Here is a 24118-nt window from a genome sequence, read left to right as displayed (position 1 = left end):
CGTCTTGCTATTCTCACGAAGGCTGAACGGTCAGCGTGATGGCTCGCTCGTCGCACTGGATCAGACATTCGCCGCATCCGGAACAACGTGAAGTATCGACAACGGGATATCCGTATTCGTTGGTATCGAGTGCTTGTTCCGTGCAGGACGCCAGACACTGTCCGCAGTGGCGTTGGGTATGAATACAGCGGCGGGTGTCGATAATCGGGCGTAATCCGGTATCAAACTGCGCCTGTGGCTGCAAGGCGCCGCTGGCACAGTGCTGAATGCACTGATTGCAGCCGTCGCAGCTGGCATATTCAATGACAAGCAGGGGATAGCCGTCATCGTCTCGTGTGATGACGCCCATCGGACAATGTTCAATACATTGCTGGCAGCGAGTGCACTGATGCAGGAATAATTCGGGCGCGATTGCGCCCGGAGGCCGCGGCGTCCGGGCCAGACGCGCCGCTTCCGGCGATGTGTCTGGCGGCACGGTTTTCTGCGAAGCGGTCAGCAACGCGCGGAACAGCCCGCGCCGGCTGATATAGCGGTGTGAGAGATATTCGCGGTAAAAGTTGTCTGTTTTATCCATCAGCGATATATCCGGTATTCGCGTGGAGACAGCGCGTAACGGTGCTGTATCTCTTGGAGAAATAGCTCGGTAATCTGTGCCAGTTGTGCATAGAACGCGCTCTGGGTGTTGGTGCGCAACAGGGCCAGGTAGCGATGACTCCACGGCAACAGGTGTTCTTCCAGCAGTGTCACCACCGCACTTTCGTTCTCCAGTTCGAGAAAGCAGGCTAAAGCCAGTAACACCAAGCCAAACTGGTCTTCCGGCTCATTATGGAGGCGGTCGAATGTCAACTGGTTGTGTTGTAAAAAGCCCCGGTAGCGAGCGGTAGAATCCCCCATCAGCAAATTATCTTTGTCGAGATAGACCGACCCCCAGGGAGGCGCCTGCATTTCGCCCTGGCCTTCAAACAGGACGGAAAACTGCCAGGTAAATGTCTCGGCGTCAGGTATGCGCAGTTGTCGGCACAGCTGCTGCACGGTCTCTTTATCCTGCCAGTGGTACAGTTCAGGGATCTGATCGAGGTTGTCTGTCAGCGGGCTTATTTCCGGCGAACCAGGAGGATAGTAAAACAATGCGCCCAACAAACGCGGTAAGACGGCAACAGATGACATGGTGTATCTCCACGGTGAACAGCGACAGGCCAGCGTGCGCCGGCCTGTCTGCCGGGGCGTTACATCGGTAGCGTCCACAGATTATAGAAAGCAATTCGCCCTGCCAGTTCGCCGACAATCACCACGGCGGCGCTGGCGGCCAGCAGCGTTTGTCCGGCGCGATAGCGCAGATGCAGGACGCCGCCAATCAGGCCGACGGCCAGCAGTATGAGCTGTGCGCTAAACCAGGAAAGCTGAGCGCTGGTCAACGCGCTGTCCGCTGTCATCAGCGTGGATAAATAGCCGGGACGCAAACAGAAACTTGCCAGTATGGCCAACAGGCTAACGGATAGTCCCAGACGGCGGGCGCCGAGCGCGGCGGCCAGTGCGCCGCCGCCGATCATGGCAGTCAGCAGCATCGCCGCCGTCGTGTAGCTGTTATCCCAGGTTGCCACGGTCGAAAGCTGGTATACGCGGGGAACGGCCGCCAGAAAGAAAAGACCAATCACCGCGGCCAGCCAGGCCAGACCTGAGAACAGCGCCCGGCCTCCCCGGTTGAGCAACAGCCCCAGCGCCGCGACACCGCCGGCGGCGGAGAACAGGGCGGAGAGTACGATCTCGTTGCTCATGGGCGAGTGGCCGACGCGGAACAGCATATTGATGGCCCGCAGCGGTTGGCCGACATGGAAAGTGCCGATGAGCAGGGCCACGCCAAACAGGCACATGGCGCCAAACAGTCCGATGGCCAGACGGCGGCTATCAATCTGCCGACATTGCGCGGCAATCAACAGCAGAATGAATGCGCCGACGGCGCTCTGTGTGAGAACGGTAAAGAATACCAGGGGCAACTCATGCATGGCGAACCTCCTGCAGGTTCTGAATCGATCCTTCCGTATCGCCGGTCAGGCGAGAGTTTGGATGCGGTTTAACAATCAGGTTCGGTTTGGTCAGCGTGGCTGAAGGCAACGGTGCGATTTCATTCTCAGTGCCGTATTTGGCGCGGAGTTCGTCGATTGGACCAAAATCCAGCGCCCGCTGAGGGCATGACTCCACGCAGATTGGTGGCAGATTGTGCTGCAAGCGATCCAGGCAGCCATCGCATTTGCGCATGACTTTTGCCTGATAGTCGAATTGCGGTGCGCCATAGGGACAGCGCATTTCACAATAGCGACAGCCTACGCACAGCTCGTCGTTCACCAAAACCAGACCGTCTTCTTCCCGTTTGTGCATGGCGCCGGTAGGGCAGCCCGCCACGCAGGTCGGCTGATCACAGTGGTTACAGGCGATGGAAAGGTAGTAGCTGAACGTATTATTGCGCCAGGCATTGCCGTCTTTGATCCAACCGCCGCCGCCATACTCATAAACCCGGCGGAATTTCGGGCCGATATCCAGATCCTTATTATCCTTACAGCTTACCTGGCAGGTTTTACAACCGGAGCAGCGTGAGGAGTCAACAAAAAAGCCATATTGTGTCATCGTTAATCACCTCTTTAGACGCGTTGTATTTCAACCAGATTGGTATGTTGTGGATTGCCTTTGGCCAGCGGCGAGACATCGTGTGTCGTCAGCGTATTAATACAGCCGCCGATATCGATGCCTTCACTGTTCAGCCGCGTCCACGCGCCCTGCGGCATGGCCGCTACGCCGGGCAGGATGCGGTTGGTTACCTTGCAGGCGATTTCCACAATGCCCCGATCGTTGAATATTCTGACGCGATCGCCGGACTTCAGATGGCGGGACGTGGCATCAATCGGGTTAATCCATACTTCATCCGGCGCCGCCTCATGCAGCTGCGACACATTGCTATAAGTCGAGTGGGTGTGCCCTTTGGTATGAAAGCCGCTCAGCTGTAGCGGATATTTCGCCGTCAGCGTTTTATTCAGATGGGATTCACGCGCTGGACAGAACTCAGGGATCGGCGAAATTTTGTCACCGGCAGGCAGCGTCCATTCGCTGGCCAGTTTCGCCAGCGCTTCGGAATAGATCTCCGCTTTCCCCGATGGCGTTTTCAGTGGATTCGCCTGTGGATCCTGACGGAAGTCGGCAAACGCGATGCTTTGCTTATCCGTGGCGATTTGCTGGTCAATGACCCCTTTATCCCTGGCAATGTCCCAGTCAGGCAGGTAAGGGCGTTGCTCCTTCACCTGTAGGTAATGTTTCTCAACCCACTGCGCCTGAGTTTTTCCTTCGGTAAATTGGTCCCGTATGCCGAGATGACCGGCAATGTCTGCACAGATGTCGTAGGTACTGCGTACTTCCCACATCGGATCGATGGTTTTCTGCATCGCGATCATGTAGTTGTGAGAGCCGGATGCATAGGAGTTATTCACCAGATCTTCAGCTTCCAGATAGCTGGTTTCCGGCAGCAGGATATCGGCGAACTTCGCGCTGGGCGTCATATGGTTATCGATGACGATAATGGTTTCACATAGCGTATCGTCTGCCAGTATCTCCCGGGTGCGGTTGATTTGGCCGTGCTGGTTCACCAGCGCGTTGCCCGCCTGGTTGACGATGAGTTTGATGCCGACATTGAGCTTGTCCGCACCTTTGACGCCCATGCTGGTCGCCGTCATCTTCTCCGGATTCAGAATGGCGTCTGTCCACAGATAACAGGGAATGGAAACCTTTAGTGGATTCGTACCGGTAGGCAGTGTCGGTACGCCGTAATCGGTGGCGTACGGCCAGTTGCCGTTATTGGTGCCGGGCAAACCGAAATGTCCGGTAAGCAGTGGTAACGTCTGGATGGCGCGTACGGATTGCTCACCGTTGGCGTGACGCTGCGGCCCCCAGCCTTGTCCGATATAACAGGCGTTGGCTCCGGCGATTTCCCGCGCCAGTTGGCGAATGCGTATTGCCGGAATCCCGGTGATGTCGGCTGCCCATTCAGGTGTTTTCTCTATACCGTCTTCGCCCTGACCCAGAATGTAATCTTTATAGCTGGCGTTCGGCGCGGCGGAAGCGGGCAGGGTGGAACTGTCGTAACCGACGCAATAGCGATTTATCATCGCTTCATCAATCAGTTTTTCGGTAATTAATGTATGCGCCAGACCTGCGACCAACGCGGCATCGGTTGTCGGTCTGATGGCGAGCCACTCGGCATGTTCAGTGATCACGGAATCGGTATAGCGCGGATCGATAATAATGACTCTGGCCTGTGACTCTTCCAGTGCGCGACGTAACTCTTCCACCTGGCCTCCGCCTGACATGCGGGTTTCCGACAGGTTCATGCCAAAAAACACCACCAGATCGGAATGAAGGATCTGGGTGAAATGGCTGCTTACATACGTGCCGTGCGTATAAGGCGTGGCGGCGGCAATCTGCGCGGTAGAATACGTATTGTGGTAATTCAGGTAACCGCCATTCAGGTTTAACAGCCGTTTCCAGGCGTGCGTTCCCTGATTGTGGTAGTAAGCGCCGGACTGATAGTTGTAGTAGATCGCGTCATTGCCATACTTTTCGGCAACCCGTTTTAACTCGGAGGCGACCAGTGCGGTGGCCTCTTCCCAACTGATGCGTTTGAATTTTCCTTCTCCGCGTTTTCCTACCCGCTTCATCGGATATTTCAGCCGGTCGGGGCTGTAAACGCGCCAGCGGTTGGAGCGTCCGCGCAGGCAGGGGCGAATTTGATGCTCGCCAAACACGCTGTCGTTTTTGCTGTCTTCCGCTTCGATGCGCACAATGCGGCCGTCTTTGACCACCACCTTTAACGGACAACGACTGCCGCAGTTAACCAGGCAGGCGCTGTGGCGAATAGTTTCCCCTTCATTAACAACGCCAGATGGGACGGGGGTCCCCGACTGCGAGGTGGATTGCGCATTCACTGCAAAAGGCAAGGTAATACTGCTGGATATGGCAACTGCCGCACTGAGTTTGGCAACGTCTTTTACCGCTTCTCTTCGGGATATTTCCCGATGGAGCAGTTCATCGATTATTTTTTTCATCGGTTTCCCCTATTGGTTGCTTTGCTAACAATAACGCCTGTTATTTATGTGGGATTGATAGCGATCAAGCGAAAGGGGTAAATCGGGTCGGACAAAGTGAGTAACGTGATCTAAATCAGTATTATCTATTGTATCGTTTCTGTTTTTTTAGTTTTTATACTAACTAATCCCTTTGTTTTGGTAAATGATAATGATTTTTATGATCATTTACGGCTTTTGCGTTGGGGCTGTACTCAGATCGTCAGTCGTACGTAGACATTACCGTTTACGCGTGCGGATCGAGCCCTGTTTCTGTTTCGTCATAACAACAAAATGGCGACAACGGGAAGTTTGCCAAACTTCCCGTTGTCGCCATTTCGTTCCATTAATCAGGATGAGGTCAGCCGTTGCAGGGTGGTCAATTGTTCGACCGCCTCATGCATGGCGTCCATCCCTTTGGCGGCGTCTTTCAACCGCCCCAGATTGGCGGTAACGTTATGACGCTCTTTGCTGGTTTCCTCACTCATGGATGCAATCTGGTCGGCGGCGGAGATACTCTGATTCGCCATATCCTGAGTCGTGCCGACCGTTTGCGACGCGACATCCCGGATACGGGCGATAGTGTCGACCGCATCATTGATGCTGTGTCGGGTGGCATCGGACTGCTCTTTGGATGAGCGAGCCAGTCGCCTGACTTCTTCGGCGACGACGGCGAATCCCCGACCGGCTTCTCCTGCCCGCGCCGCTTCCACGGCGGCATTGAGGGCGAGCAGGTTGGTTTGATCGGCAATGGTGCTGATCCCGACGGTAATCTGGCTGATATCGTGTGAAATCTGTTCCAACTGATTCAGTTCGTGTTCCAGATGGCTCTGGGCGGTGCGGGTTTGCGTCGCCGCGTCACTGATGGCGCGAATATTGGATTCCGCCATATCCAGCGTTTCCGTTTGCCGCGATGTGGCATGTTCAAGCTGGGGCAGCGCGGTCAGCAACGGACTCAACTCCTCCTGATACGCCACCACCTGATTGATGACTCTGGACTGAATATGATGCATGGCTTCCCAGCGGCGCAGCGCCCGCTGGGCATAGTGTCCGGCAAAGGCGGCATACTCAATGGGAAAACGGGTCATGGCCTTGATGTCATGATCGAAAAACGCCAGTGCGGACAGGGTTTGATTGATCGGCACGCCGAAAATCTCGCCAAAACTGGAGAATCCGGCCGCCGGAACATGATCAAATAAGTCTGCCTGCGCCAGACAGTTCGCGTTATTCAGCCTGCGTAGGACACAGTCATTTAGCAACAGCCCGACAGGTTTGCCTTTTTCGCTCACGAACTGCTGCCAGTCGTGACGCGTGGCGGCAATAAAGTCGGTCGCCTTGAGCAGATACAGTCGATCGCCAAATTCCAGATCGCAGAAAAAGGTGATGCTATCCGCCTGCATGGTGGCGACGGAACGAATAAAGTATTCATTATCGACCCTCACCCCGAAGGTTTTGCCCTCCAACTGCTGTGCGATTTGATCGGGTTGGCAGTGAAAATACTCGGTCAGAGCCTGAATAATCGATTGAGGTTTGCCGTTGGCGTCAAACACGGATTGCACCGTACGTGCCACCGGATCGGCTTGCGCCACTAACCAGCTTTGCTGAGTGGGCTCGAAGTTCTGACTTTTGAAGGGCGCAAAAGATTTACCGTCCGCCATTTGGCAAAAAATCAGCACCGCCTTGCCCTGCAATATCTTGCCGTCACAGCCAATATAGGTGGCGCTGAAATCAAGATCGCCGCCCGCCGAGCCGCCGATTGCCATGCACGGGAAACGGCCGCTGGCATACCAGGCCTGCATCAGGAATCCTTCCGATGCGGAAAGTCCGTCGCAGTAAACCATGGCGAACGTCCGATCGGCGGAAAGGCGCATGTTGACATTCAGGCGTTCAAGTTCCTGACGGATAGCCGAGATTCTCTGACTGGCCGAGGCCTTTCCTTTGACATGCAGATCGACAATATGAACTTCGTGATGAGCGATCAGCGTTTGCGGCAGCCACAGCCAGCTACCTTGTCCTCCCGCCATACTGCAATAAGTGGACATGTTGAAGCGATTACACAGGGCGCCCGTTGAAGAGAGCGTAATCACCGTCGTTTTGGTATCGGACAGATGTTGCCAGGCGCTACTGACGGTAGAGAAATCGGCATCCGGCGGAATAAAGATCAGTAAAATACCGCTTTTGTCGGCAATACCGATCTGATTCAGTGACGTGGGCGGAGCGTCGCAATCAAAAACGCCGCTGGCGGGAGATTTGAAACCGAAAAAGCCGGCACCAGAACGAAAAGACGATAAAATTCCCATAGTTCCCTCTTTTCAATTTTATCATGGCATAACCAATAGATTTCAAGATGGAGGACAAAACGTTGACGCTTTAACAACGCAACGCGCTGGCCCTCTACGGGCGGGGCTCATTCATGAGCCTCGTAACGCTGCTTACAACCAATACTCCTGCGTCTTGAAAGATGAAGGGTATAAAAGAGTCTATGCCGTACATCGATAGAATGTATGAGTTCTATGTCACGTTTATATTCGACATTTTTCAGGTTGCAGGATAAATTCGCTTGAATATATTTACAGTTACGACATCAGTGATATGCCGTTTTTCTGAGGAGAAATAGCGTGGTTTATTTTGATACCAACAATTCAAATCGGTAATTTTATTATTCGTAATCAGAACGATTAGCGGTTTAATTAACCGACGATCGGCGTTTAATTAAATGTACCTAATTATTATGACTAATAAGTTATCAGTATATACTCGCCATACTTCAAGTCGCAGTGCGTTGGCCGCATTACCCGGCCCTTCCATGGGCCCCGCGGCAACTCGAATTATTCGGGGTATCGTCGAGTTTTATCCGCGTTGACGCACCCGTGCGGTTAACCCTTTCAGGAAGTAACGCAGGATTTGATCGCCACAGACGCGATAATTTTTATGATCCGGTGAACGCATCATGGCCGTTAATTCAGGCTGGGAGACTCTGAAATTCTGAGCAGCCAATATTTCCTGAATATCCGTGGTTTTCAATGAGAACGCAACGCGCAGTTTTTTCAGAATAATGTTATTGGTGATTTTTCGCTCGACCTGTAACGCCGGCTGGTTTTCATCTTTGCCGCGCTTTTGCAGAATCAGGCCGTTGAGAAAATAGCTCATCACAATATCAGGACACGGCTGGTAGCCGGCTTCATCCTCTTTTTTCACATAGCTTGCCAATTGCTGAGGCGGCACGGTCATTTCCACCAAAGCCAGGATCGCCAGCAGATGGTCGTTATTTAAATTCAGCATATAGCGCACGCTACGCAGCACGTCGTTATTCATCATTACCGGGTTTTTCTCGCCGTTCATCATCGTTATGGTCGGGTAGTATAAGGGAATGGTGAAAAAATGCAGAGCGGATCTGTGCATCTGATGGCGAAGAGAGGGCAAACCGCTTAATGAAACGTTGCTCTGCCCGTAAAGTGTCCAACCCAGCCTGCCGGATTGGTAAAAATGCGGATCGCCGCAAAGTTCGGGGATTCACCGTAGTCGAACCGGTGCGGCGTATTGATTGGAACGCGCAGCAGATTGCCCGCCTTGCGGGTGAGCCGGAACACCTGTTCGCCAATGGGCACAAAGAACGTCTCGCTGCCGCGAACGAATATGCTTTAATCGTTATTTTTGGTTCAAAATACTAAGAACCATTTTAATAAAATTATCACGGGGAAGATCATTAATATTGTTATTCCAAACTAAACCAATATCCCAACTGGCGTGTTCACCCGTCAATTTTTCACAAATGACTCTTGAATTATTTATAGGGATATTATTTTGTGGTAAAATGCCTATGCCAATTTGGGATTCCACCATCGCCATTAAACTATTTACATTGTTCACATAATTAATTGACATTCCATGTATGTTATTCTTTAGCATGAATTGGTTAATTTGAAATGCAGAACCAGGACAAACTTTTGCATCAATAACTAATAAGGGGTATTTATTTATTGTTTCTATTAATTTTGTTTCATTTAACTTTATTTTCTCATTATAAATAATTGCTAAATGATCTTGCCCGATTTTTTTGTATGCCAGTGGACGTTCAACGGGTAAACGCATGAATCCAACTTGCATTTTCCCTGAAAGCAGCCTTTCTTTCTGTAAAGGAGATGAACTATCATTCAATTGAATATTTATTTCAGGATAGCAATCCCGAAAAGGGGAAATAAAACCAGGAATCAACGCTGAAACCGAGTTAATAAAACCTATCGATAAATTACCTTCTTTCCCTTGTTTCATGTATTGACAACGTATTTTAAATCTATCAATTTCGTCCAATAAATTTTTTGCATCATCATATAAAGCCTGGCCGTGAGGGCTCAGTTGTGTACCATGGTTATCTCGAATGAACAGGATCAGCGCTAATTCATCTTCAAACATCTTGATTTGTTTAGTTAATGTAGGTTGTGTTAACCATAGTTTATCAGCAGCCTCTCTGTAACTTAGGCATTCCGCTAACTTGACGAAAGCACGTAGTTGTCTGATCTCCATTCCAATCCTCTATCACCAAAAGAAATTTTTCCATTATACAAGCAGTTTGTCCCATGTTTAGCTATGTAGCAATAGTTAACTATTCTGCAATAGACAACAGTAATAATACGATCGTGGCATTAGTAATCAAATCCTATATGAAAGCATTAACTCAAACGACGTCATATTAGATGGATCAAACAATGAAAGTTTATTTTTTAAAAAATTAATAGGTACCACCATGAAGAAGATCGATTTACATATGCATTCAAATTATAGTGACGATGCTGATTTGCCTGTTGACGTCTTGGTTCAACGATGTATATCTCATGGTATCGATATAATTTCCATTACTGATCACAACTCTATTAATGCTATCGACGAAGTAAAAAAACAGGGGTTGTCAGGAAATGAAATCACGATTATCCCTGGCACTGAAATTGACTGTTCGTTTCAGGGAAAGAATTTTCATTTACTTGGCTATGGTATTGACACTGATTTTTCTGATTTTGAATTAATTGAAAAGAATTTTTTTGAACTACAGCTTGGGCTTGCACCATTAAAAATTGAGAAACTAAAAGCGCTTGGTTTTTTTATCGATGAAGAAAATCTTTGTCAGTTGGCTGCTGGTAAGATCCCACAGGAAGAGCAAATGGCTGAATTAATTCTTCAGGATGATAGAAATAAAAGTAACGAATTACTTATTCCATATAGAGCTGGTGGCGAGCGTTCAAATATGCCGTTAATTAACTTTTATTGGGATTTCTTCGGGTATGGCAAGCCATGTTATGTAGCCGCGAATTATCCTAAGCTTGAACGGATTGTCGAAATCATAAAAGGTAATAATGGTATTCCGATCATTGCTCACATAGGTGCAAATATTAAGAATAACTATGAAAAAACGCTTAATGCTATGTTATCAGTAGGGGTGGCAGGTGTTGAGGTCTTCTCCAGCTATCATACCGATAAACTGTCTGATTTTTTATATGATTATGCTTGTTCAAAAAATATGTTCGTGTCATGCGGTAGTGATTTTCATGGGAAAAATAAGCCTGAGATTGATGTTGGAGATTGTACTTATAGTTATAGACACTACCAAAAAATCATGAATCTTGTGGAGTTATTGACCATGAAATGATTCCAGTTGAATGAGTTTTTGGACCAAGATCGCGATAAGATCACCGACGCTCAACGTATCAATCCTTCTGCGATAGGATCGCTGCCAGCAAGCCAGGGAAACGCGCTTCCATCTCGCCATGACGGAGTCGGTTCATGTGCGTGGTGCCGATATTGGTGGTATGAATCAGTCCTGAGTCGCGCAGTACCCGGAAATGGTGCGATACGCTGGATTTAGGACGACCGCCGTCCAGTTCGCCGCAGGTGGCTTCGCCCAGCGAGGCCAGACGACGGACGATCTCCATGCGCATGGGGTCGCTCAGGGCATAAAGTACGCGCTCAAGGATGAATTCGTCGGCTGTAGGGTGCTTAAAGGGTCTCATGAATGAATTATAGTGGGTAGGTTGTTTAAAATCTATTGTTCGATTAATATCGAAATATGGAAGTAATCTAACCACTGAGGAAATACCATGTCAGCATTATTTCAACCCTTCAAATTGAAAGACGTTACGCTGCGTAACCGTATCGCGGTTCCTCCGATGTGTATGTATTCCGCTAACGATGGCCTGATCAATGACTGGCATCAGGTGCATTACGCCAGTCTGGCGCGCGGAGGCGCCGGACTGGTGATCGTTGAAGCCACGGCCGTCGCGCCTGAAGGCCGTATCACGCCACACTGCGCCGGTATCTGGAATGATGATCTGGCACAGGCATTTGTGCCCGTGGTTAAGGCCATCAAGGCCGCAGGTTCGGTGCCGGGTATCCAGATTGGTCATGCGGGGCGTAAAGCCAGCGCCAACATTCCGTGGGAAGGCGACGATCATATCGCGGCCGACGATGCCCGCGGCTGGCCGACGATCTCTCCCTCCGCGATCCCTTTCGGCGGCAATCTACCCAAAACGCCGCGGGAAATGACGCTGGAAGATATCAACCGGGTACGTCAGGATTTTGTGGACGCGGCCCGTCGGGCGCGTGATGCCGGATTTGAATGGCTGGAACTGCACTTTGCTCATGGCTATCTGGGGCAGAGCTTTTTCTCGGCACATGCCAACCAGCGCAGCGATCAATATGGCGGCAGCTTCGATAATCGCAGCCGTTTCCTGCTGGAAACGCTGGCGGCGGTGCGCGAAGTTTGGCCGGAGCATTTACCGCTGACGGCGCGTTTTGGCGTAATTGAATTTGACGGCCGTGATGAGGAAACCTTGCAGGAATCCATTGAACTGACGCGCCGTTTCAAACAGCACGGCCTTGATATGCTCAGCGTCAGTATTGGTTTTTCTACGCCGGACGCCAACATTCCCTGGGGACCCGCCTTCCTGGGGCCGATTGCCCAGCAGGTTCGCCAGCAGGCGGATATTCCGGTGTCATCAGCCTGGGGCTTTGGTACGCCGGAACTCGCTGAGCAAGCCGTAAAATCCGGGCAGTTGGATCTGGTGCTGGTGGGTAAATCCTATCTGGCCAATCCGCACTGGAGCTATTATGCCGCCCGTGAACTGGGCATCGAACGTGCCTCATGGACATTGCCTGCGCCCTATGCCCATTGGCTTGAAAGATATTAATCGCGTAACGTGATTCTTATTCCGTGACGCTGGCTTAAGCCGCATCCGTGCGGCTTATCCTGAAGATCCCTCCCAACTCAGCCCTTTTTACGCCAGAGGGAAAACCGTCTGTTAGCGCGTTCTTATGCGGTCTCTTTTAAGAAACCTTCAGCGCCTGACGCAAATCCTCGATCAGATCCTGCGCATTTTCGATGCCGACGGATAAACGCACCAGCTGTGGCGTAATGCCTTTCTGTAACCGTTTTTCCAGTGGAACCGAGGCGTGTGTCATGGCAAAAGGTTGACTAATCAGGCTTTCTACACCTCCCAGACTTTCTGCCAGCGTGAACAGACGGGTTTTTTTAATGACCTCCCGCGCGTAATGCTCATCCCCTTTGAGCCGGACGGAAATCATGCCGCCAAAGCCGCGCATTTGTTTTTGTGCCAGTGCATATTGCGGGTGCGACGGTAATCCGGGGTAATAAACCTGCTCTACCTGTGGCTGCTGTTCGAGCCATTGGGCAATCGCCAGTGCGCTTTCGCTGTGTCGCGCAATCCGCAGCGCCAGCGTCCGGATGCCGCGCAGGGTCAGGAAACTGCTGAATGGATCGAGAATTCCCCCGACGGCGTTTTGCAGATAGGCGAGCTGCGACGCCAGTTCCCGGTCTCGTCCGACGACCGCCAGGCCGGCAATCACGTCCGAATGCCCATTCAGATACTTGGTTGCGGAATGAATAACGATATCGAATCCCAGATCCAGCGGTCGTTGAAGCGCCGGGGAAGCAAAGGTGTTATCCGCTACGCTGATTAACCGATGCTTTTTGGCGACATCGGCGATAGCTGCCAAATCTGCCAGTTTCAACAGCGGATTGGTTGGCGTTTCAACCCAGATCAGGCGGGTTTGCGGGGTAATCGCCTGCTCCAGCGCCTGAAGATCGGCGGGATCGACATAGGTAACCTGTAGTCCGGCGGTGCGTTTGCGTACATTTTCCAGCAGACGCCAGGTGCCGCCATAGAGATCGTCCACCGCCACGATGTGGCTGCCCTGATCGAGCAGTTCGAGGATGGTTGAACTGGCGGCTAGTCCGGAGGCAAAAGCAAAACCTTGCAGACCGCCTTCCAGTTCGGCAATCGCCGCTTCAAGCGCGGCGCGGGTTGGGTTGCCGCTGCGCGAATACTCATAGCCGGTATGTTCGCCCGGCGCAGGCTGGGCGAACGTGGACGTAGCATAAATGGCGGGCATGACCGCGCCGGTGCTGTCCGGGGTGTAACCCGCGTGAACCGTCTGGGTATCAAATTGCGACATACATAACTCCTTATATAGAATAAAAACATCCAGAGCGAAAAAGTACGGAATAGGGAAATACGCTTAGCGCAGCGTTTGCCGCCAATGATTCAGAACATCGGTTCGGGTAATCAGACCGAGAAAACGCTCACCATCAAGAATGACGGCCACATAGCCCTGATCGAATATCGCCAGCAGTTCATCGCGGGAGGCTTCTTTGGGCAACGTTTTGACCTGATCGGACATGGCTTCACGGGCGGTAAGCGAGAAATGCTGCGTGTTGTTCTTCAGGCTATTGAGCAGATCCCACTCGTCAATCACGCCGACAACGCGCTGATTCTCCAATACGGGCAACTGGGAAATATCATATAAACGCATACGGGCGTGAACGATACTGAGCGTATCATCGGGAGAAACGGAAACCGTGGCGCCCTCATCGTGCCGGTAAGCAATCAGATCACGCAGATCGCCGTGAGACGGGCGTTGAATCAGCCCTTGTTCGATCATCCAGTAATCGTTGAACATCTTTGACAGATATTTATTGCCGCTATCGCAGATCAGCGTGACCACGCGCTTCGGTTCTGTCTGTTCGCGGCAATAGTGCAGGGCGGCCGCCAGTAGCGTACCGCTGGACGAACCGGCCAATACGCCTTCTTTGCGCAGCAGTTGGCGGGCGGTATGGAAAGATTCGGCATCGCTGACGGCGTAAGCGTGTTTGACCTGATTAAAATTGGCCAGCGCCGGAACGAAATCTTCCCCAATGCCTTCCACCAGCCAGCTTCCGGCTTCACCATAGGTGCCGTGGTGCAGGTAGTCGGTGAGGATTGAACCGGCCGGGTCCGCCAGAATAAAAGCGGTTTGCGGCGAAACCTGCGCAAAGTAACGGCTGAGACCGCCCAATGTGCCGCCGGAACCCACGCCAACGGCTATCGCGTCGATCTGATGATCCATTTGCTGCCACAGCTCCGGCGCCGTGGTGCGGTAATGCGCCGCCAGATTAGCCGGATTATTGAACTGGTCGATGTAATAGGCTCCTGGCGTTTCGGCCGCCAGCCGGCGGGCGTAATCCTGATAATAGTCCGGGTGTCCTTTGGCGACATCGGAGCGGGTCAGCAGCACCTCTGCGCCCAGCGCCCGCAGGTGAAAGATTTTCTCCCGGCTCATTTTATCCGGCACAACCAACACCAGCCGGTAGCCTTTCAGCGCCGCCACCAGCGCCAGCCCCAGTCCGGTATTGCCGGCGGTGGCTTCGATGATGGTTCCGCCGGGTTGCAGCCAGCCCTGCTGTTCGGCATGTTCCACCATGGATAAGGCCACCCGATCTTTAATCGAGCCGCCGGGATTCTGGTTTTCCAGTTTTACGAACAGGCGGCACGGCCCGGTATCAAAATGGGTGAGTTCCAACAGTGGGGTATGACCAATAAAGTCGAGAACGGAGGTTTGGGTTTCCATCTATCTTTCACTTCTCGGTGGGAATCGAGGGGACATATTAGATCTGCTACAAATGGCATATAAACGAAATAAATCACCAATAGATATGCGATTATTTAATATAATATTCTGTTTGGCCGTAAGGATGTGTGGAGGCGTAGCGGTGTGGACGTATATCCTTCCGACGGTATAGCGACGTATCGGAACCGTGCAGGCCGGTTTGTTGGTAACGTCAGATACGTGGATATCAGTCGGAAGCCGTGGAAGATGACGGCGTGAACAGGTAAAGAAAAGGGACAAGCCTTGCGTGGGCTTGTCCCTGACGGATTAAGGCAAGGATTAGAGTTTAAAGCTCTGCACCACCTGTTCGAGTTGTTCGCTTTGTTCTTCCATCGCCCGGGCGGCGGCGGAAACCTCTTCAACCAGCGCGGCGTTGTGCTGAGTGGTGCTATCCAGTTGGTTAATGGCCTGATTCACCTGCTCAATGCCCATGCTTTGCTCACGGCTGGCGGACATGATTTCACCCATCAGCGTCGTCACATTGCTGACCCCTAACATCAACTCATCCATGGTTTTCCCTGCTTGCTCTACCAGCTGGCTGCCGGCGTCAATGCTGGAGACAGACTCTTCAATCAGCTTTTTGATTTCACGGGCCGAGTTGGCCGAGCGCTGTGCCAGACTACGAACTTCCGACGCAACCACCGCGAATCCCCGTCCCTGTTCTCCGGCGCGGGCGGCTTCAACGGCGGCATTCAGCGCGAGGATATTGGTCTGGAAAGCAATGCTGTCAATCACGCTGATGATATCCACGACCTTGCGTGATGATATGTTGATCTCGCCCATGGTTGAGACGACCTCTTTCACTACCTGCGTTCCCCGTTCGGCGACCAGTGAAGCATCGCTGGCCAGTTTGTTCGCATGGGTGGCATTGTCGGCGTTTTGTTTTACCGTGCCGGTCAACTCTTCCATCGACGCCGCCGTTTGTACAATCGAACTGGCCTGTTCTTCGGTACGTGAGGATAAATCCATGTTGCCTCTGGCTATCTGGCGTGAAGCGGCGGTGATAGCCAGTGCGCTATCGCCGACCTGATTCATCAGATCTTGCAGGAATGAGATGAAATCATTGAAGCTCCGGGCGACATTATTGAATTCCGGGCTGCTGCTGGCTGGCAGGCGCTGGGTCAGATCGGCGCCCCCTGTCGAGAGCGCCTGAATATTCTCATTCAGGGTGTTGAGGCGTTTCATCATCGAGCGGATAAAACCCAGCAACACCAGAAGCAGGATAATCGCCAGCGGAAGCTGGACGGCGCCCAGACGGGTCAGCATACTGCTGGTTTGCGACGTCAACTGGCTGGTGAGAACATCGCTGGCAAGATACCAGGGGCTACCGGCAATTTGCTGAACGAACAGCGTATGGTTGCCGTCTTCGGCATCATATTCGCCCTGAATATGATCCTGACCTACGTCCTTCAGCATGGCGCTGAGCGGGGCGGCCATCGGCAAGGTGAGCGCACTGAGATATTCCAGTTTAGGGGCGCTGTCGACCAGTTCCGCGTTACCCACCACTTTGCCATCGGCTTCAATAATCAGCACCCGACCGTTAATGGCCTCACCCATCGTCTTCGCCAGAAGATTAAAGAAGCCGAGCGTCACATCAATGGTGGCAACGCCCCAGGGCGTGTCGTTGCGATAGATTCCCATGGCGCAATTGGTTCGGGGCTGTGGACTGGCTGCATCCTGATATGCTTTTGCCCAGGCGCACATGCCTTTGGCCGCCGCCATGCCATCTTTATACCAGGGCTGCTCATAATATTTATCCGCTTCCGGCGAGTTCCAGTAGGTATTCACTTTGAGTTGATTACTGCTGTCGCGGGCGAAGAAGGTCGAAAACTTATCGCGCTCTGGATCGCGCTGGTTCGGCAAAGGCCAGATACCACCGCCGAACACGGTGGTGTCCTGATACTGATTGACCAGCGCCGGCAGCAAGACGTCAATGGATGCGCTATCCATTATGCTGACCGATTCGGTAATACTGCGTTGCTGTGCTTGTACCCGGTTCATTTGCTCCACGATGGTAGCGGCAAGAGAATCAACCTGATAGCGAACAAGCCGCTCTTCATTCGTGGTCAATTGTGGGGCAACAAACGTCTTAATGACTACAATAGTAACAATGAGAAGTAGGGTAAAAAAACCAATGATAGAAACGGTAAAGCGGGACTGTGTTGTTTTTAGCATATTGCGCACCACTTAAGCTGAAAAAGCATAATTGCTCGAATAAGGTCAACGGCATCCTAAAAAGTAACTTGAGTGACTATCTTCACATTATTACAACTTTGATGATGTCATCACGTTATTTCCGCCGACAGGAACATTCGGCATCAGGAAGCCCGAATGCAACGCCGCGGTTAACTTACTAAGAAGGATATCTATTGTTATTTTTTGCTTATTATTTTCCTCGCTGAGGGAATTGAATACATTAAAAGTCCTCGTAGTCACGAAATTTATACGCTATATCCCCGTCATCCTTCTGGTTGCCTGTGCGTGGGTTTTTCTCGCTCTCCCCAGTCCAGCCGCCGGCTGGACAGATTCGTTCCCGACGAACTTGTCCCGGTGTCGCCATCTTCCTGCAACTCGGGTTATTTAGGGTATAGCAATTATTTTGATTAGCTTTTTAATTATTAGTATTTTACCCCATCAGGCAAATCGGGATTAATGAAGGAAAGTGAATCAGGTAATCGATTGGAAAGGCCGAATCGGTATGAGATATAAGTATAAATGATTTTTGTTTATTTAATTTATACCTCCGTTTACTTCCGATTGATTTTCCAGAAAAGGATAAATAGCGTTTTTTTTATTCTCATTAAGATTAAAGAGGCCCATGATGTCTGATTATCGTTGTTGCTGTGACTCCAAATTCTATTTTATCAATCCTTATTGGGTAATTAACGGAGTCAGCCATGAGCAATACGCAGTCCCTGCCGATACTCGATCTCTCGCTGCTTGACGGAAACGCTGAACAACGGGCGCAATTTTTATCAACCCTGAATCACGCTGCGCGGGACGTTGGTTTTTTCTATTTAACTCACCACGGTATTGATGCTGTTCTACAGCAGCGTCTTCAACAGCTATCGCGAGATTTCTTTGCCTTACCGGCAGAAGAAAAACAGCGTGTCGCCATGATTCATTCTCCCCATTTTCGCGGCTATAACCGGGCCGGTTCCGAACTGACCCTGAGTCAGCCTGACTGGCGTGAACAATTCGATATCGGCGCGGAGCGGCCTGCGTTGACGCTGTCGGAAACCGATCCGCGCTGGCGGCGGTTGCAGGGACCAAACCTGTGGCCAACGGCGTTGCCTGAATTGAAAACCGTTCTTTTACCGTGGCAGCAGGCCATGACACGTATGTCGTTGCGTCTGCTGAGAGCCTTCGCGGAAGCGCTGGAACTGCCGATTACCGCGTTTGATGCGCTGTATGGCAACAAACCCAACGAGCATATCAAGCTGATTCGTTATCCCGGTCAGCCCGCAGACGGCAAGCGGCAAGGCGTCGGGGCGCACAAGGATTCCGGCTTTTTAAGCTTTCTGTTACAGGATGATCAGCCGGGATTGCAGGTGGAAGTCGAACCGGGCCGCTGGATTGACGCTCTGCCGCTGGCGGGCTCGTTTGTCGTCAATATCGGTGAATTGCTGGAGTTGGCGACCAATGGATATTTGCGGGCAACGGTGCACCGCGTGGTGTCTCCACCGGTGGGACAGACGCGTTTATCCATCGCATTCTTTTTGGGCGCGCAACTGGACGCGGTGGTGCCGGTATACCAACTTCCTGACCATCTTGCCGCCCAGGCGCTGGGGCCTGCCAGCGATCCGCTCAACCCGCTGCTGCGTGATGTGGGCTGGAATTATCTCAAGGGAAGGCTGCGTTCCCATCCCGATGTGGCAACGCGTTATTACGACGATGTTTTACCAACCAAAACAGCGATAACTCTCTAAAAACAGGAAATAATAATATGGAAAAGCGTGGCATTTTCTCACTGGCGGGCGTGGCGTTTTCCGTCGGCATGGCATTGTCTGCGGGCAGCGTGTTTTCGGTTCAGGCGGCGGAGGCCCTGCGCGTTGCGGCTGACCCCGTACCGCATGCAGAAATTCTGGCGCAGGTGAAAAAAATCGATCCATCACTGGATTTGAAGGTGGTGGAATTGACCAGCGGCGTCAACGCCAATGAGTTGCTGGCACACGGGGATGTGGACGCGAACTATTTCCAGCATGTGCCGTACTTGCGCGATCAGGAAAAGGCGCTGGGTAAAGAATTTGTGGTCGCCGCCACGGTACATATTGAACCGTTAGGGATCTATTCAAAAAAATACAACGCATTGAGCGAGGTGAAAAATAACGCCACGGTGGCGGTGCCGAATAACGTCACCAACCTCAGCCGCGCGCTGTATCTGCTGCAAAAAGAGGGGCTGATTAAGCTGAAGAGCGGTTATGACGATCCATCGAAAGATCAGGCAACGCCAAAGGATATTGCGGAGAACCCGAAAAACCTGAAGATCAGGGAAATCGAATCTCCCCAGATTCCCCGTTCGCTGGATGATGTCGATTTGGCGGTGATTAACGGCAACTATGCGCTGGAAGCCGGACTGGTGCCCGCCAGAGATGCGCTGGGGCTGGAAAGCGCCACCCATAATCCTTACGCCAATATTCTGGTCACTACGCCAGCGTTGAAAGACGATCCGCGCATCAAACAGCTGGCTAAAGATCTGGAATCAAAGTCTATCGCTGATTTCATCGACGAAAGCTATAAAGGCTCGGTTATTCCGGTTGCCGGAAAGTCATCGTAGTAATCAACCATAGTCATCAATCGCGGGGCGGCACGCATGATAGCCATTGAACGATTGGGGAAACGTTATCCGGATAATCCCCGGCCGGCGCTGGAAAATGTCTCACTGACCATTCCGGATGGTTCGGTATATGGCATTCTGGGGCGCAGCGGTGCAGGGAAAAGCACCTTGATTCGTTGCCTTAATCTACTGGAACGGCCCACATCGGGCCGTATTCTGATGGACGGGCGGGATATCACTACGCTGACGCGGCAGGAATTGCGTCGGCACCGGCAGCGAACCGGCATGATTTTCCAGCATTTCAATTTACTCCATGCGCGTAATGTACAGGATAACGTTGCCGTTCCTCTGGAAATTGCCGGACTGAATAAACGCGAGCGGGCGATCAGAGTGGCGGAATTGCTGGAGTTGGTGGGGCTGAGCGATAAAGCGCGCGCCTTTCCCTCCCAGCTTTCCGGCGGACAGAAACAGCGTGTCGGGATTGCCCGTGCGTTGGCCGTGCGGCCCGATTATCTATTGTGTGATGAGGCCACCAGCGCGCTGGACCCTGAAACCACGGAGTCGGTTCTGGCGTTGCTGGGTGATATCAACCGTCAACTGGGCCTGACTATCGTACTGATCACTCATGAATTGGCGGTGGTAAAGGAGATTTGTGATAACGCGGCCTTGCTGGAACAAGGGCAGGTTGTGGAAAGCGGCCCGCTGAGCCGTTTACTGGCGGACCCTGCGTCACGCCTGCGCAAGGCGCTGTTGCCGGATTATGATGCAGAAGCGGCCTTTTTACGACGTCACGGCATTGAGGATGTTCATTTATGCAAAGTCGCCTGAGCTGGGAGGATTTCTGGCCGCTGATGCTGAATGCCACGCTGGAAACGCTTTATATGGTGGCGCTGGCGGCGCTGTTTACCGTGGCGATCGGTTTGCCGCTCGGCGTGCTGTTGTTTATTAGCCGTAAAGAGGGCGTGTTCCCCTTACCGCGCCTCAACCTGGCGCTGGGCAGCATTATCAATGTCGGTCGCTCGCTGCCTTTTGTGGTGCTGCTGATCGCCATGATCCCGTTTACTCGTCTGATTGTAGGCACGACGTTGGGCAGCACCGCCGCAGTGGTGCCCATTACCGTCGGGGCATTTCCCTTTTTTGCCCGCGTGGTGGAAAACGCGCTGGATGAGGTCGATCGCGGCAGGATCGAAGCTATCCTCTCAATGGGGGGAACGGTCTGGCATGTCATCAGCAAGGTGCTATTGCCGGAAGCGCTGCCAGCCATTCTGGCGGGGATTACGCTTACCGTGGTGATGCTGATCGGCTTTTCTTCCATGGCCGGGGTGATCGGCGGGGGCGGGCTGGGCGATTTGGCGATTCGTTATGGCTATCAGCGTTTTAACGATCGGGTGATGGCCGGGACCGTGGTGATCCTGGTGTTGCTGGTACAGGCGGTACAATCGGTCGGCGACCGTATTATCCGTTCGCTGGCGCATCGCCGTTAGTGCAAGGCGGGCCGGCGCCCGCCACCTTTCTGGTTTGAGCGTTTACTGATCAACGACCGAACCATCCACATGAAGCCGCGTTTTGAGACCCCGGCGGCGATAGGGAAAACGCGCTTCCAGATCGTCCGCCAGTTCAATGCCAATGCCTGACCGGGTCGGAATTTCCATGAATCCGTCCTCGCATTTGAAGGTATTCTTCACCACGTCTTTTTTCCTTACGCCATTCTCGACGCCCGTGGCGCCAAATTTTTCCGATAGCGCAGGCTGGTCGTCGCCGGGGTATTCCAGCAGGGCGAAATTCGGGATGCTGACGGCAATCTGTAGGCAGGCCGCAGTGGAGACCGGGCTGAGCGGGTTATGGGGAACCACCATCAAATCATGCGCTTCCGCCAGCGCGGCAACCTTCTTCGCGCCGGTAATGCCGCCGCACATGCAAACATCAGGACGTACGTAGGCGACCGCATTACGCTTAATCAGCATGGCGAATTCTTGCGGGTTATTCAACCGTTCGCCGGTCGCGATCGGAATATTGATCTTGTCCGCCACCTCCGCCATGGAATCGAAATTGTCCGCTCCGATAGGATCTTCGATAAAGTACGGATAAAACGGCTCTATGCCGCGGGCAAACACGATCGCATCGGCCGGTTTCAGGCGCCGATGCACTTCAATACACAGATCCACGTCGTTGCCCACCGCTTCCCGGTACAGGCCGATGCGCTCAATGGCTTCGCCGATCTCTTTGGCGTGGGTGGTGAAATAGGGGGTATCACGCGATTCGTCCAGAAAAGGCGTGAGGTGACCGATAGCGGTAAAACCATCGGCTTTCGCCTTTTTCAGATTGGCGATGGTTTCTTCCGTCGTTCTCCCGCCCGCATGGGCGTATACACGGGCTTTATCGCGGCAGCGGCCGCCCAGCAGGTTATAAACCGGCGTATCGTAATATTTGCCGGCGATATCCCACAGTGCGATATCAATGGCGCTGATGGCGCCCATAATGGCCGAACCGCGAAAGTGCCAGCAGCGGTACATATACTGCCAGTGGTGCTCGATGCGTAGGGGATCCTGACCGATCAGATAGGTGCGCAATGCCTCGACCGCGCCCTTGGAGGCATCCAGAAATCCCCAGGCGCCGGACTCGCCAATCCCCGTCAGCCCCTCGTCGGTCGTGATCTCTACAAACATGTAGCGGTTAGCTAAAATTGTGCGCACATCCGTAATTTTCATCGATTATTGCCTTTCTAATTTTCATGGTCAGGCATGGAGTCTAATCATAAGGCATCATCTATTGTCAATGGTGGCGCCAACGCCAGCACTGGAATCAGGTTGCACTGGCTTGCCTCTACCCGTTTTGTTGTGCATGCAGTGCAGCATCCAGCCGGATCAGCGCGATGACATATACGGGCAGGGCGGCCAGCAGCGACGGCAGGTGGATCGCTTCGTCAGCGCCGTGGGGCAAACCATGCCCGGCTGGCAGGAAATTTGGGGTGTTCGCTGCCGTGCGTAGATAACCGGGCCCGAAGGTGATAGCGCGCGGCAGCACTTTGGAATGCGTGACGCCGCCCATCGAATAGGCCGGCTCACTGCGTCCGGTGACGTCATGCCAGCTCTGTTGCAGCACCTGAAGGATATTATCATCTTCCGGCAGGTAAAATGGCGGAACATCTCGCCAATGGGGAAGCAGTTCGATACCGGCGGCGTACTGTGCCAGGTGGTCACGCAGCGCTGCCATAATAGCTTGCCCATCTTGCGTAACCGGATAACGGATGTCGCCGCTAATGGTCAGCGAACCGGGCGCATCGGACTGCCAGACGCCGGCGTTCAGCGTCAGCTTGCCCGACGGAGCGTCTTCCTGTGCAATTCCGGCTCCTTCGCCAAAAGGGGATGCAAACAGCCGTTGCAGGTTTTTCGCCAGCGTGCGTTCCCGTGGCGGCAGCAGGTTCAGTTTAAGCAGAGCATCCAGCAGGACGAGCGCGGCGCTGAGCGTGCCGTCGGGAAACGCGGCATGACCGGCGATCCCCTCAGCCAGCAAAGTCAGGCCGCGTTCGTCATGCGTGAACGTGACGCGTCCTGCATCGGGAGCGCGTAATGTATCGCCGTTCAGATCGCGTTGCACCCCGGTAAGGGTAATTTGCGCCGTCGCCGGAATACTGTTGCCAGCATTACCGGCGTTGAAGGTGGAAAGCAGGCCGGCATCCGCGACGGTCAGGCGAAACGCGATTTGGCCTTTCTGGGCATAGTTCACCGGAAACTTGCCATCGGTGACGAGAGAGAGACGAGGTACCGGTCCATGTTTGGCGAACCAGGCGAGATCGGCCATATCGGTTTCTTCCGCCAGTCCATAAACAATGCGCAGATTATGTTTCAGCGGGATCTTCAATTCACGGATCAGCTTCAGCAAATACAGATTCAGGATGGCGGGGCCTTTATTGTCGGCCACGCCGCGGCCAATCAGAAAGTCTTCGTGGCGGGTCAGCGCAAACGGCGGATAAGACCAGTTCTCGCCTGCCGGCACCACATCAAGATGACTGATTAACCCGATGTCATCAGGGTGGTCGCCATAGATCACTGAGCCCGCGTAGCCGTCATGCTGTTCTGTACGAAACCCGGCCAGCTCGGCCAGCGACAGCGCCGTCTGTAGCACGCGGGCGCAGTCGGGACCGAAAGGCGCGCCCGGCTGCGCGAGATCGGCGCGGCTGATGCTGGGGATCGCAACCCACTCCGCCAGTTCGCCAATCAGCGATTCACGATGTGCGGCGATCCAACGTTCGATTTCGGGTAACAGGGCGTTTTCCTGTGGGGTAAGGGGTGCGGGCATGGGT

General features: G+C 52.9%; 21 protein-coding genes. 6 read left to right on the top strand and 15 right to left on the bottom strand.

Annotated features, from left to right (window positions below; all coding sequences use genetic code 11):
* Positions 1 to 13: 13 nt before the first annotated feature.
* The 9 genes from B4923_RS05895 to B4923_RS05855 all read right to left on the bottom strand — a co-directional run bounded on the left by B4923_RS05895 (position 14) and on the right by B4923_RS05855 (position 9629).
* Positions 14 to 574, bottom strand: a complete 561-nt coding sequence (locus B4923_RS05895; protein WP_109053420.1) for a 4Fe-4S dicluster domain-containing protein — start codon at positions 572 to 574, stop codon at positions 14 to 16.
* On the bottom strand, positions 574 to 1167 hold the full coding sequence (gene dmsD / locus B4923_RS05890) for a Tat proofreading chaperone DmsD (protein ID WP_109053419.1): 594 nt from the start codon (positions 1165 to 1167) through the stop codon (positions 574 to 576). The genes B4923_RS05895 and dmsD overlap by 1 nt, the downstream gene beginning before the upstream one ends.
* Before the next feature lie 59 nt (positions 1168 to 1226).
* Positions 1227 to 2003, bottom strand: coding sequence for a dimethyl sulfoxide reductase anchor subunit family protein (locus B4923_RS05885; protein ID WP_109053418.1), 777 nt, complete (start codon positions 2001 to 2003; stop codon positions 1227 to 1229).
* Complete coding sequence (locus B4923_RS05880) at positions 1996 to 2622, bottom strand: DMSO/selenate family reductase complex B subunit (RefSeq protein WP_109053417.1); 627 nt, start codon at positions 2620 to 2622, stop codon at positions 1996 to 1998. The genes B4923_RS05885 and B4923_RS05880 overlap by 8 nt, the downstream gene beginning before the upstream one ends.
* A gap of 14 nt (positions 2623 to 2636) precedes the next feature.
* Positions 2637 to 5087, bottom strand: a complete 2451-nt coding sequence (locus B4923_RS05875; RefSeq protein WP_109053416.1) for a DMSO/selenate family reductase complex A subunit — start codon at positions 5085 to 5087, stop codon at positions 2637 to 2639.
* Between the two features lie 368 nt (positions 5088 to 5455).
* Positions 5456 to 7405, bottom strand: coding sequence for a methyl-accepting chemotaxis protein (locus B4923_RS05870; RefSeq protein ID WP_109053415.1), 1950 nt, complete (start codon positions 7403 to 7405; stop codon positions 5456 to 5458).
* Between the two features lie 550 nt (positions 7406 to 7955).
* Entirely contained in the window at positions 7956 to 8423 is a 468-nt protein-coding gene (locus tag B4923_RS05865; protein WP_109053447.1) for a YehS family protein, read from the bottom strand.
* Positions 8424 to 8533: 110 nt separating this feature from the next.
* Positions 8534 to 8695 (bottom strand): hypothetical protein, encoded by a 162-nt coding sequence (locus tag B4923_RS05860; protein ID WP_245929500.1) that lies wholly within the window; start codon positions 8693 to 8695, stop codon positions 8534 to 8536.
* A gap of 58 nt (positions 8696 to 8753) precedes the next feature.
* Complete coding sequence (locus B4923_RS05855) at positions 8754 to 9629, bottom strand: LysR family transcriptional regulator (protein ID WP_109053413.1); 876 nt, start codon at positions 9627 to 9629, stop codon at positions 8754 to 8756.
* A 220-nt stretch (positions 9630 to 9849) separates the two neighbouring features.
* Between B4923_RS05855 and B4923_RS05850 the strand changes: the two genes are divergently transcribed.
* Positions 9850 to 10746 (top strand): PHP domain-containing protein, encoded by an 897-nt coding sequence (locus B4923_RS05850; protein WP_109053412.1) that lies wholly within the window; start codon positions 9850 to 9852, stop codon positions 10744 to 10746.
* Between the two features lie 58 nt (positions 10747 to 10804).
* Here B4923_RS05850 and B4923_RS05845 read toward each other — a convergent pair whose 3' ends face one another.
* Complete coding sequence (locus tag B4923_RS05845) at positions 10805 to 11107, bottom strand: ArsR/SmtB family transcription factor (protein ID WP_109053411.1); 303 nt, start codon at positions 11105 to 11107, stop codon at positions 10805 to 10807.
* A gap of 87 nt (positions 11108 to 11194) precedes the next feature.
* Here B4923_RS05845 and B4923_RS05840 point away from each other — a divergent pair, with 87 nt between their 5' ends.
* On the top strand, positions 11195 to 12283 hold the full coding sequence (locus B4923_RS05840; RefSeq protein ID WP_109053410.1) for an NADH:flavin oxidoreductase/NADH oxidase: 1089 nt from the start codon (positions 11195 to 11197) through the stop codon (positions 12281 to 12283).
* Between the two features lie 136 nt (positions 12284 to 12419).
* Here B4923_RS05840 and B4923_RS05835 read toward each other — a convergent pair whose 3' ends face one another.
* The 3 genes from B4923_RS05835 to B4923_RS05825 form a co-directional block, all read right to left on the bottom strand.
* Positions 12420 to 13568: a trans-sulfuration enzyme family protein gene (locus tag B4923_RS05835; RefSeq protein ID WP_109053409.1), complete on the bottom strand. Its 1149-nt coding sequence runs from the start codon at positions 13566 to 13568 to the stop codon at positions 12420 to 12422.
* Positions 13569 to 13631: 63 nt separating this feature from the next.
* Positions 13632 to 14999, bottom strand: coding sequence for a pyridoxal-phosphate dependent enzyme (locus tag B4923_RS05830; RefSeq protein ID WP_109053408.1), 1368 nt, complete (start codon positions 14997 to 14999; stop codon positions 13632 to 13634).
* A 318-nt stretch (positions 15000 to 15317) separates the two neighbouring features.
* Positions 15318 to 17213, bottom strand: a complete 1896-nt coding sequence (locus B4923_RS05825; protein WP_109053407.1) for a methyl-accepting chemotaxis protein — start codon at positions 17211 to 17213, stop codon at positions 15318 to 15320.
* A 722-nt stretch (positions 17214 to 17935) separates the two neighbouring features.
* On the opposite strand from B4923_RS05825, the gene B4923_RS05820 reads away from it, so the two are divergent.
* Genes B4923_RS05820 through B4923_RS05805 form a run of 4 tightly spaced genes read left to right on the top strand, consistent with a single transcriptional unit; the run spans position 17936 to position 21299 of the window.
* The gene (locus B4923_RS05820) at positions 17936 to 18967 is read left to right on the top strand and encodes an isopenicillin N synthase family dioxygenase (protein WP_109053406.1); all 1032 of its coding nucleotides are present in this window, start codon (positions 17936 to 17938) and stop codon (positions 18965 to 18967) included.
* Positions 18968 to 18984: 17 nt separating this feature from the next.
* Complete coding sequence (locus B4923_RS05815; RefSeq protein ID WP_109053405.1) at positions 18985 to 19815, top strand: MetQ/NlpA family ABC transporter substrate-binding protein; 831 nt, start codon at positions 18985 to 18987, stop codon at positions 19813 to 19815.
* Positions 19816 to 19851: 36 nt separating this feature from the next.
* Positions 19852 to 20643 (top strand): methionine ABC transporter ATP-binding protein, encoded by a 792-nt coding sequence (locus tag B4923_RS05810; protein WP_109053404.1) that lies wholly within the window; start codon positions 19852 to 19854, stop codon positions 20641 to 20643.
* Entirely contained in the window at positions 20640 to 21299 is a 660-nt protein-coding gene (locus B4923_RS05805; RefSeq protein ID WP_170116017.1) for a methionine ABC transporter permease, read from the top strand. The genes B4923_RS05810 and B4923_RS05805 overlap by 4 nt, the downstream gene beginning before the upstream one ends.
* A 42-nt stretch (positions 21300 to 21341) precedes the next feature.
* Here the strand turns inward: B4923_RS05805 and dgoD are convergent, their stop codons facing one another.
* Positions 21342 to 22523, bottom strand: a complete 1182-nt coding sequence (gene dgoD, locus B4923_RS05800; RefSeq protein ID WP_109053402.1) for a galactonate dehydratase — start codon at positions 22521 to 22523, stop codon at positions 21342 to 21344.
* 115 nt (positions 22524 to 22638) lie between these two features.
* The gene (locus B4923_RS05795; protein ID WP_109053401.1) at positions 22639 to 24114 is read right to left on the bottom strand and encodes a Sapep family Mn(2+)-dependent dipeptidase; all 1476 of its coding nucleotides are present in this window, start codon (positions 24112 to 24114) and stop codon (positions 22639 to 22641) included.
* Between the last annotated feature and the right edge of the window lie 4 nt (positions 24115 to 24118).

Source organism: Brenneria roseae subsp. americana, from assembly GCF_003115815.1.
Classification (GTDB): Bacteria; Pseudomonadota; Gammaproteobacteria; order Enterobacterales; family Enterobacteriaceae; genus Brenneria; species Brenneria roseae.
The sequence above is the reverse complement of the archived record's forward strand: the minus strand, read 5'-3'. Positions and strand labels throughout refer to the sequence as shown.

Excerpts from the sequence above, each read along its gene's own strand:
- B4923_RS05895 (WP_109053420.1), bottom strand. The coding sequence starts at position 574 with ATGGATAAAACAGACAACTTTTACCGCGAATATCTCTCACACCGCTAT.
- dmsD (WP_109053419.1), bottom strand. The coding sequence starts at position 1,167 with ATGTCATCTGTTGCCGTCTTACCGCGTTTGTTGGGCGCATTGTTTTAC.
- B4923_RS05885 (WP_109053418.1), bottom strand. The coding sequence starts at position 2,003 with ATGCATGAGTTGCCCCTGGTATTCTTTACCGTTCTCACACAGAGCGCC.
- B4923_RS05880 (WP_109053417.1), bottom strand. The coding sequence starts at position 2,622 with ATGACACAATATGGCTTTTTTGTTGACTCCTCACGCTGCTCCGGTTGT.
- B4923_RS05875 (WP_109053416.1), bottom strand. The coding sequence starts at position 5,087 with ATGAAAAAAATAATCGATGAACTGCTCCATCGGGAAATATCCCGAAGA.
- B4923_RS05870 (WP_109053415.1), bottom strand. The coding sequence starts at position 7,405 with ATGGGAATTTTATCGTCTTTTCGTTCTGGTGCCGGCTTTTTCGGTTTC.
- B4923_RS05865 (WP_109053447.1), bottom strand. The coding sequence starts at position 8,423 with ATGATGAATAACGACGTGCTGCGTAGCGTGCGCTATATGCTGAATTTA.
- B4923_RS05855 (WP_109053413.1), bottom strand. The coding sequence starts at position 9,629 with ATGGAGATCAGACAACTACGTGCTTTCGTCAAGTTAGCGGAATGCCTA.
- B4923_RS05850 (WP_109053412.1), top strand. The coding sequence starts at position 9,850 with ATGAAGAAGATCGATTTACATATGCATTCAAATTATAGTGACGATGCT.
- B4923_RS05845 (WP_109053411.1), bottom strand. The coding sequence starts at position 11,107 with ATGAGACCCTTTAAGCACCCTACAGCCGACGAATTCATCCTTGAGCGC.
- B4923_RS05840 (WP_109053410.1), top strand. The coding sequence starts at position 11,195 with ATGTCAGCATTATTTCAACCCTTCAAATTGAAAGACGTTACGCTGCGT.
- B4923_RS05835 (WP_109053409.1), bottom strand. The coding sequence starts at position 13,568 with ATGTCGCAATTTGATACCCAGACGGTTCACGCGGGTTACACCCCGGAC.
- B4923_RS05830 (WP_109053408.1), bottom strand. The coding sequence starts at position 14,999 with ATGGAAACCCAAACCTCCGTTCTCGACTTTATTGGTCATACCCCACTG.
- B4923_RS05825 (WP_109053407.1), bottom strand. The coding sequence starts at position 17,213 with ATGCTAAAAACAACACAGTCCCGCTTTACCGTTTCTATCATTGGTTTT.
- B4923_RS05820 (WP_109053406.1), top strand. The coding sequence starts at position 17,936 with ATGAGCAATACGCAGTCCCTGCCGATACTCGATCTCTCGCTGCTTGAC.
- B4923_RS05815 (WP_109053405.1), top strand. The coding sequence starts at position 18,985 with ATGGAAAAGCGTGGCATTTTCTCACTGGCGGGCGTGGCGTTTTCCGTC.
- B4923_RS05810 (WP_109053404.1), top strand. The coding sequence starts at position 19,852 with ATGATAGCCATTGAACGATTGGGGAAACGTTATCCGGATAATCCCCGG.
- dgoD (WP_109053402.1), bottom strand. The coding sequence starts at position 22,523 with ATGAAAATTACGGATGTGCGCACAATTTTAGCTAACCGCTACATGTTT.
- B4923_RS05795 (WP_109053401.1), bottom strand. The coding sequence starts at position 24,114 with ATGCCCGCACCCCTTACCCCACAGGAAAACGCCCTGTTACCCGAAATC.